The sequence below is a fragment of the Bacillus cereus group sp. BfR-BA-01441 genome (assembly GCF_022663075.1).
In the GTDB taxonomy this organism is placed as follows: Bacteria; Bacillota; Bacilli; order Bacillales; family Bacillaceae_G; genus Bacillus_A; species Bacillus_A cereus.
Map to the genome: position 1 here is coordinate 22,840 of NZ_JAKUEU010000060.1, position 8,522 is coordinate 31,361.

Below are 8,522 nucleotides of genomic sequence, written 5' to 3' on the forward strand. Positions count from 1 at the left end.
GAGGGATAATATGACTACATTTAAAACGATAGAAGAATTAGCGACCTATATCGAAGAACAACAATTGGTACTTCTGTTTATTAAAACGGAAAATTGTGGTGTTTGTGATGTTATGCTAAGAAAAGTAAATTGCGTATTAGAGAATTATGATTACGTAGAGAAAATAGAAATATTACTACAAGACATGCAAGAGATTGCGGGGCGATATGGAGTATTTACAGGGCCAACAATTTTATTATTTCATAATGGAAAAGAAATTCTTCGTGAATCACGCTTCATTTCACTTGAAAATCTAGAGAGAATCATTCAATTATTCGAGGAATAGGGGAGGCTTTTATATGGGATTTATTATTGTCATACTATTATTTGTTGTAGTTGGAATAATCGTAACAGCAGTTCGATCGAACAAAAAGAAGGTGAACTTGGCGAAACAAAATAACATACATAATTCATCTAACAGCTCATCACCATTATTTTTCTTTGCTGGATCGGATAATGATAGCTCGCATGATGGCGGTTCACATGATTGTGGAGGCTCTTTTGGGGGAGATAGCGGAGGAAGCTGCGGTGGCGGTGGGGATTGATGAAAATGCGCCTTATATAGGCGTATTTCTTTTTAAACAAACGTTTGATTAGTCGGCTTACATATACATAAACACAGTTAAACAAACGTTTGATTAATATTTTTAACATACTAAGGGGAATGGAAATGAAAAGGGAACCGAAAGTGAAAAATAAGGGGAAAGTAGTGTTATTTTTATTAGCTGCGGGAGGCGTATTTCTTGTTAAATTAGCATTTAAATTTGGAACAATACATATGATTCGAACTTGGTTTGAAAGTACGTTTTCTTAAATAAGGAATATAGCCTCTTGCGATAGAGGTTTTTGATTTGTTATTATTAGACTGAACGGTCGGTTTAAAGAGGTGTGAATATGAGAAGAAGCGCAGAAGAGATAAAGAAAGAAATTGCATACAAAGCAGAAAGTCTATTTTCACAGAAGGGCTACGCAGCTACATCTATGGAAGAGATTTGTGAAATTACAGAGCGAAGTAAAGGAAGTATTTATTATCACTTTAAAAGTAAAGAAGAATTATTTTTATTTGTAGTGAAACAGCATACGTATGATTGGCTTGAAAAATGGAATGAAAAAGAGAAGTTGTATAGCACTAGTACTGAAAAACTATATGGTCTCGCGGAATATCATGTAGAGGACATACAGCAACCAATTTCAAATGCCATAGAGGAATTCTCTATGAGTCAAGTTGTAAGTAAAGAGATTTTGGAGGAACTATTAGCTTTAACTAGAGAATCATATGTTATGTTTGAGAAATTAATTGAAGCAGGTATACATTCTGGAGAGTTCCGTGAAGATAATACTCGTGATCTTATGTATATTGTGAATGGATTATTATCAGGGCTTGGAGTACTTTACTACGAGCTAGATTATAAAGAGTTGAAGCGTATTTATAAAAAGGCAATAGATGTATTGTTAAAAGGAATGGCAGCTGAATAATAGGTCAGTTGCTTTTCTTACAAAATAAATTAGACTGAACGGTCGGTTTGTGAAAGGGGAATGAAAATGAACGCTTTATTTAAAAACCGAGCATTTATGCTCGTTATGGCATCTGATATTTTACAACAATTTGCAATTTGGATCAGAAATATGGCTCTTTTATATTTCATAATGGAGCGGACAAATAATGATCCAGTTTCAGTGTCTCTATTATCTGTCATGGAGTATGCACCTATTTTTATTTTCTCGTTTATCGGTGGTGCGCTAGCTGATCGCTGGAATCCGAAAAGAACAATGGTCGCTGGAGATGTGTTGAGTGTACTGTCTATTATAGGAATTGTCCTGTTGTTAAAGCTGGATTATTGGCAGGCTATATTTTTTGCGACACTCATTTCCGCGATTGTAGGTCAGTTTTCTCAGCCCTCATCTTCGCGTATATTTAAGCGCTATGTAAAAGAAGAAGAGATAGCAAATGCGATTGCATTTAACCAAACATTACAGTCATTATTTCTGATTTTTGGACCAGTGGTAGGATCGCTTGTGTATACACAACTTGGTTTATTTACGTCACTATATAGCTTAATCATTTTATTTTTGTTATCTGCTATCGCCCTTTCATTTTTACCAAAATGGGTTGAAAAAGAGCAAGTGGCGAGAGATTCATTAAAAAATGATATAAAAGAAGGTTGGAAGTATGTTCTTCATACGAAAAATTTACGTATGATTACGATTACTTTCACCATTATAGGCTTAGCTGTTGGATTAACAACTCCATTAGAGGTGTTTCTTGTAATAGAACGCCTTGGAATGGAAAAGGAAGCAGTTCAATATTTAGCTGCAGCTGATGGAATAGGTATGTTAATTGGTGGTATTGTTGCTGCAATTTTCGCTTCAAAAGTGAATCCGAAAAAAATGTTTGTATTCGGTATGGGCATATTAGCAATGTCATTTTTAGTAGAAGGGCTATCTACATCATTTTGGATTACTAGTTTCATGAGGTTTGGAACAGGTATTTGTTTAGCTTGTGTTAATATTGTTGTCGGTACGCTTATGATTCAACTTGTACCAGAAAATATGGTTGGAAGAGTAAATGGGACGATTTTACCACTGTTTATGGGGGCAATGCTAATTGGAACTTCACTAGCTGGAGGATTAAAGGAACTAACTTCACTAGTTACTGTGTTTTGTATAGCAATGGCACTTATTTTATTAGCGATAGGGCCAGTTCTACGTATGCAAATAAAAAAAGAAGATGTTGCTAATAAAGAGGCACTAACAAATTCGTTAGCTTCGAAATAACTATTGTAAGGGAGCAATATTGCTCCCTTTTTCTTTGAGGAACTTTTGACAACTATATGAGCCAATTATATACTGATGTTGTAAAAACGATTTTACAGGTTAGGAGCAATGGTGTGAAAAATCAAATCTATGAATTACGCACTGAAAATAATATTTCACAAGGCGCATTAGCTGATAAATGTAAAGTTTCTAGACAAACGATAAATGCAATTGAGAATAATAAATATGATCCAAGTTTAGCGTTAGCATTCCGTTTAGCTGAAGTATTAGGAACAACTGTTGATAAATTATTTTTGTACAAGCAGTAGAGTCGTTCATTATAAGTCGCACCTTTAAAAATAAAAAAGATCCTCTTCTTATGAGAAGAGGATCTTTTCTTATAGCGTTTTAGTCTTTGGACTAGGTGGTGTAACGGATGTATTATTTTCTGGAACTCTAGTTAGTAAAAATCCTCCGATAATAAACAGAACAATAATACTAAGAACACCAGCGTTTGTTTTTCCTGTTAATTGGGTTGTAACACCGACTAATACCGGACCCATAATTGCGGCAAACTTGCCAAATATATTATAAAATCCGAAGAATTCATTAGCAGATTCTTTAGGTACTAGTTTTGCAAAGTATGAACGACTTAGTGCTTGAATACCACCTTGAGATGTAGCAACTAACATTGCTAAAATCCAAAAATCAAGTGTCGTTTTTAAAAAATAAGCATATGTGCAAATAATGATATAAATAATGATACCGACATATAACATTTTTTTACCAGTAAATGTTTCAGATAATTTTCCGTATAGTAAAGCAAATGGACAAGCGACAATTTGTGTTACAAATAATATGATTAATAGATTCGTTGCACTAATACCGAGATCGGTTCCGTAAGCGGTAGACATAGTAATAATTGTGTCGACTCCGTCAATATAGAAAAAGTAAGCGATTAGAAACATAAATACAGTTTTATATTCTTTAATATTTTTAAAAGTATCAGCAAGACGTTTGAAGCTCATTCTAATAGGTCTTGGATGACGCTCAATATAGTGTGTTTGCTCTACGTTTTTTAGCATTGGAATTGTAAATAATCCCCACCAAAGAGCTGTTATTGCAAAGGAAATTTGACTAGCAATGCCGACCGATAAGGGAATAGTTCCTTTTTGGGAAAGAATAATAAGAGCGATACAACCGATAAAAGGAATTGTACTCCCGATATAACCCAATGCAAATCCTCTTGTAGAAATTCGGTCCATTCTATCTTCAGAAGTGACGTCTACTAAAAATGCATCATAGAAAATGTTTGCTCCAGCAAAGCCGATTAAGGCGAGCATATAGCACCCTAGCAATAAGTACCACTGAGAGGTTGGAACGACTGCTAACATACTTGTAAATACGATACCGAGTCCAAAGAAGAATGTGAAAAAACGTTTTTTAAATCCTTTATAATCAGCAACTGTGCCAAGAATAGGAGCAAGTATAGAAATTAAAAGTGTTGCGAATGAGTTTGCATATCCCCAATATGCTGTTGAAGTTGCCCCAGATAGTCCAGCTTCTTTTGCAGCTGCTTTAAAGTAAATTGGAAATAATGCAGTTGTAATGACGAGCGAGTATACAGAGTTCGCCCAATCGTATAATATCCAGCTTTTTTCTTGTCTGGACATTTTTTTCATATAATGTTCCCCCTTAAATTTGTTTTACTAACAGTGTACAAAAATAAAAATTATAAAAAGAGAAACAGTGATGAATTTTACATAACTTTTACATATATACACTGTTCTTTACAATTGGAGTAAATCCTCTACAATTGCTCCGTCTGTTTCACCTAAGTGTAAACCGAGTAGTCTAGCGATAGTTGGGCCCTCATCAATAAGTCTCATATACGGTATGGTAATGCCGCTTTTTATCCCTTTCCCAGCAGCTATAAAAATTGTTTCATAGTTAGGTTTTGTTGGAGAGTATCCATGCGTACCAAATGTATATTTTTTACTGGGCGTAACATCTTTTTCGGTAATTTCTTTTATAAAATCTCCTGTATAGTTTTCAGTGAAATAATACCCTTCTCGTGCTTCTAACATGAATAAACAATTACCGTCTGCACCGCAGTCTTTCGCAGCTTCATCATGAAGTATAAATTCAATTCCGTTTTGTTTATTTTGAAGTAGTTCTTCAAGGAGTAGTTGTACCTCCCGAATTGTATCCGTATCATTTTTGTCCTTTACATATACATAGGCAGAGCCGTCGCAACTTTGGCAATAGGCTTTCCAGTCTACTAATTTTCTTTTTTTATTAAGAGATATAAGTCCTCTTTGATGGAATAGCACATTTAATTGTATGGATTTGTTTTCACTTAAAGCGCTATGATCACCAAGGGCAATAATTGTACTTTCTTCGTATAAGTCACTTTCTTTTAGTGCTTGAATAATTTTCCCTAGACGTTCGTCGTGTCTCTGGATAGCAGCTATTGTTTCGTTAGATTCAAAGCCGTGATAGTGTCTTTGTGTGTCTAGATCGGTGAAATGTACGAACATGATATTAGGCTTTTTCGTCTGGATTGTATGCACAGCAGAGGCGAGGACGAAATCATCCAGCTCTGGTTGTGATAAACCATTTCTTATATGGCCGAAACGACGATTTAAATCTAATTGGTATAGTGGGCTACCGCTAAATAAGGAAACTAACACTTGATTTTGCCAAGGTCTATTTGGAAAAATTTCTGGTAAATTGTAATCGATGTTCGCTCTTCCAGTAACAGGCCATAGAAGGGCAGCTGTCGTTAAATTTGCTTTGCGCGCTTCATCATACAATGTTGTTCCTTTTATTGATTTTCGGTACCAATGCCAATCAGGTGATTCACGCCCTGGTTGAAGTAACGTATTGCTAACAACACCGTGCTTGTTAGGGTAATTACCGGTTACGATTGTTGAGTGGCTTGGATATGTTACAGAAGGATAAATTGGTTCTACTTTTTCGACAACCGTGCCCTTTTTTATTAGAGATTGGAAATGAGGTAGTTTTTGTAGTATAGGAAAATCTAAAGCTGATAAACAGTCGAATGATAAAATAATGACATGGTTTGTTAATGCTTTATCCATAAAGTTCCCTCCTGATTATATAAAACCTATTCTTATATATTACTATTAATACCTAGTAATAAAAATATATTTTTATGTGAAAATTTATTATTTATTTTCAGAAAAATTAAACATATAATTAAGTATAAGGGAATCTATGGAAGGAGGAAACACTATGGATTGGTTAGATGGATTTGGTATCTTTTACATCATTGGCGGAATCACGATTATACTTGTATTTGCTATTTCATATTTACTAAAGAAACGGTTTCCAGACAAACAGTTCGATATTATATTTGCACTTAGTTTAATACTTCTTTGCTTAGCGTCCTTTCCCGTTACAATGATTGTTATTGGTGGGTGGGAAGGAATGGGATATGGATTTATTGGTTTCTTCGTCCTACTTGGTACACTTATCGGTATGATTGCACATCAACTTGTGAAAATTACGTGGAAAAGCTACGTATAAAACTGCAAAAAATGAAAAGAATATATAAAAATAAGAAAATTAGCTATTGTTTTAAAAAAGAATTTGTATTATGATAATCAACAAATTTATTTCGTTATAACGATGAAAAAGGACTAGTACATGTTCAACCTTTTTAGCAGAGAGAGAATCCGTCAGGCTGAAAGATTCTTAAAAAGGCAATATGGAACCTGCCTTTGAGTTCTGCATATGCAGCGGGAATTTCCCGTTATCAAAAAGAGAGCATGCGCAATTTTTGTGCATGAATCAGGGTGGTAACGCCGACAAAGCTCGGTCCCTATTTAGGGACGCGGGCTTTTTTGTATTTTCTAGAAGGAGGAAGACTGACTATGGCAAAAGAACAAGTGCAAGCCATTACGAAGATGGAAGAGGACTTTGCGCAGTGGTATACCGATATTGTAAAAAAAGCCGAACTTGTTGATTATTCAAGTGTAAAAGGATGCATGATTTTACGTCCGTATGGTTATGCCTTATGGGAGAATATGCAGAAGGTGATGGATGAGAAGTTAAAAGAAACTGGCCATGAAAATGTATATATGCCAATGTTTATCCCAGAGAGTTTATTGCAAAAAGAGAAGGATCATGTTGAAGGATTTGCTCCTGAAGTAGCATGGGTTACGCATGGTGGAGATGAAAAGTTAGCGGAAAGACTTTGTGTACGTCCTACATCTGAAACTTTATTCTGTGAGCACTTTTCAAAAATTGTGCAATCCTATAATGATTTGCCAAAGTTATATAATCAGTGGTGTTCAGTAGTTCGTTGGGAGAAGACAACTAGGCCGTTCCTTCGTACGACTGAATTTTTATGGCAAGAGGGTCATACAATCCATGAAACGGCAGAAGAATCGCAGGCTGAAACATTAAATATTTTAAACTTATATGCTTCTTTCTGTGAGGATTATTTAGCAATACCAGTTATTAAAGGACAAAAAACAGAAAAAGAGAAGTTTGCTGGAGCAAAGGCAACTTATACAATTGAAAGTTTAATGCATGATGGAAAAGCACTTCAAACAGGAACCTCTCATAACTTTGGGACGAATTTCTCAGAAGCATTTGATATTAAGTTTTTAGATCGTAACGGTAAGTGGCAATATGTGCACCAAACATCTTGGGGTGTATCAACAAGAATGATAGGCGGGCTAATAATGGTTCATAGTGATAATAATGGACTTGTAATGCCACCAAAAGTCGCTCCAGTGCAAGTTGTTATTGTACCAATTGCTCAGCATAAAGAAGGAGTTTTAGCAAAAGCAACAGAGTTACAAGCACATATTCAAAAGGTTGCACGAGTAAAAATAGATGCTAGTAATAAAACACCAGGCTGGAAATTTAATGAGTATGAAATGAAGGGGATTCCAATTCGATTAGAAGTTGGCCCTAAAGATATTGAAAAGAATCAAGTTGTACTTGTAAGAAGAGATACGAAGGAAAAAGAGTTTGTACCAATGGATCAATTAGAAGAACGTATTCCAGCATTACTTGAAGAAATTCATATTGCTTTATTTAATAAAGCAAAAGCATTTCGCGATGAGAATACGTATGTTGCGACAAATTTCGAAGAGATGAAAAAAATAGCTGACGAAAAGCAAGGCTTTATTAAGGCAATGTGGTGCGGGGAATTAGCTTGTGAAGAAAAACTAAAAGAAGAAGTTGGCGTATCTTCACGTTGTATGCCTTTTGAGCAAGAGCATTTAGCTGAAGAATGTATTTGTTGTGGTAAAGAAGCTAAACAAATGGTGTATTGGGGAAAAGCGTATTAATACTTTTTCTGATAGGTGATAAAAGGACTTTGGGCTGCATAATAAAATGTAATCCAAAGTCCTTTTTAGTTTTATACAGTATTTCATGTACTTTTTAGATGGAAGGATGTTGTTCTTATTTTACGTTTTTACGACGAATAAACAGTAACATACCAATTAGGAATGTTGAAAGCCCCATTAAAATAGATATAGGATAATGCGTTGCAGTATTAGGTAATTTATCACCTTGTTTTTTCGTATTATCTTTTACATTACCCCCTTGAGAACCGTTGCCCTCCTGAGAATTGCTATCGCCTTTAACACGATTGCCACCTTGAGAGCCATTACCCCCTTGAGAACTGCTATCACCTTTAACACGATTGCCGCCTTGAGAGCCATTGCCGCCAGAACCATTGCCAC

At 35.2% G+C, this 8,522-nt stretch carries 11 protein-coding genes and 1 other annotated feature; of the genes, 8 read left to right on the top strand and 3 right to left on the bottom strand.

The genetic code is table 11. The features are described from left to right. Positions 1-10 precede the first annotated feature (10 nt). The 6 genes from MR107_RS21345 (at position 11) to MR107_RS21370 (ending at position 3,122) form a co-directional block, all read left to right on the top strand. Positions 11-325, top strand: a complete 315-nt coding sequence (locus tag MR107_RS21345; RefSeq protein WP_000206515.1) for a thioredoxin family protein — start codon at positions 11-13, stop codon at positions 323-325. A 13-nt stretch (positions 326-338) separates the two neighbouring features. Next, positions 339-584, top strand: a complete 246-nt coding sequence (locus MR107_RS21350) for a hypothetical protein (protein ID WP_000505774.1) — start codon at positions 339-341, stop codon at positions 582-584. 125 nt (positions 585-709) lie between these two features. After that, complete coding sequence (locus MR107_RS21355) at positions 710-853, top strand: hypothetical protein (protein WP_000817981.1); 144 nt, start codon at positions 710-712, stop codon at positions 851-853. An 80-nt stretch (positions 854-933) separates the two neighbouring features. Beyond that, positions 934-1,515, top strand: coding sequence for a TetR/AcrR family transcriptional regulator (locus MR107_RS21360; protein ID WP_242292683.1), 582 nt, complete (start codon positions 934-936; stop codon positions 1,513-1,515). A 66-nt stretch (positions 1,516-1,581) separates the two neighbouring features. Further along, a complete protein-coding gene (locus tag MR107_RS21365) occupies positions 1,582-2,814 on the top strand; it encodes an MFS transporter (RefSeq protein ID WP_000992547.1) in 1,233 nt (410 codons plus the stop codon). A gap of 56 nt (positions 2,815-2,870) precedes the next feature. Next, positions 2,871-3,122 (top strand): helix-turn-helix transcriptional regulator, encoded by a 252-nt coding sequence (locus MR107_RS21370; RefSeq protein ID WP_002023181.1) that lies wholly within the window; start codon positions 2,871-2,873, stop codon positions 3,120-3,122. 69 nt (positions 3,123-3,191) lie between these two features. Here MR107_RS21370 and MR107_RS21375 read toward each other — a convergent pair whose 3' ends face one another. Both MR107_RS21375 and MR107_RS21380 read right to left on the bottom strand, forming a co-directional pair. Beyond that, positions 3,192-4,475 carry an MFS transporter gene (locus MR107_RS21375; RefSeq protein WP_000738812.1) on the bottom strand — a complete coding sequence of 428 codons (1,284 nt, stop codon included), beginning with the start codon at positions 4,473-4,475 and terminating at the stop codon, positions 3,192-3,194. Between the two features lie 108 nt (positions 4,476-4,583). Then, on the bottom strand, positions 4,584-5,897 hold the full coding sequence (locus MR107_RS21380) for an alkaline phosphatase family protein (protein ID WP_000356409.1): 1,314 nt from the start codon (positions 5,895-5,897) through the stop codon (positions 4,584-4,586). Between the two features lie 154 nt (positions 5,898-6,051). Between MR107_RS21380 and MR107_RS21385 the strand changes: the two genes are divergently transcribed. Then, entirely contained in the window at positions 6,052-6,345 is a 294-nt protein-coding gene (locus MR107_RS21385) for a YesK-like family protein (protein WP_140348641.1), read from the top strand. 93 nt (positions 6,346-6,438) lie between these two features. Further along, positions 6,439-6,645, top strand: a binding site (T-box leader). Between the two features lie 47 nt (positions 6,646-6,692). Beyond that, positions 6,693-8,123 carry a proline--tRNA ligase gene (proS, locus tag MR107_RS21390; protein WP_001040977.1) on the top strand — a complete coding sequence of 477 codons (1,431 nt, stop codon included), beginning with the start codon at positions 6,693-6,695 and terminating at the stop codon, positions 8,121-8,123. Between the two features lie 115 nt (positions 8,124-8,238). Here proS and MR107_RS21395 read toward each other — a convergent pair. Continuing rightward, the coding region (locus tag MR107_RS21395; RefSeq protein ID WP_242292684.1) for an LPXTG cell wall anchor domain-containing protein at positions 8,239-8,522 on the bottom strand (284 nt) is incomplete at its 5' end.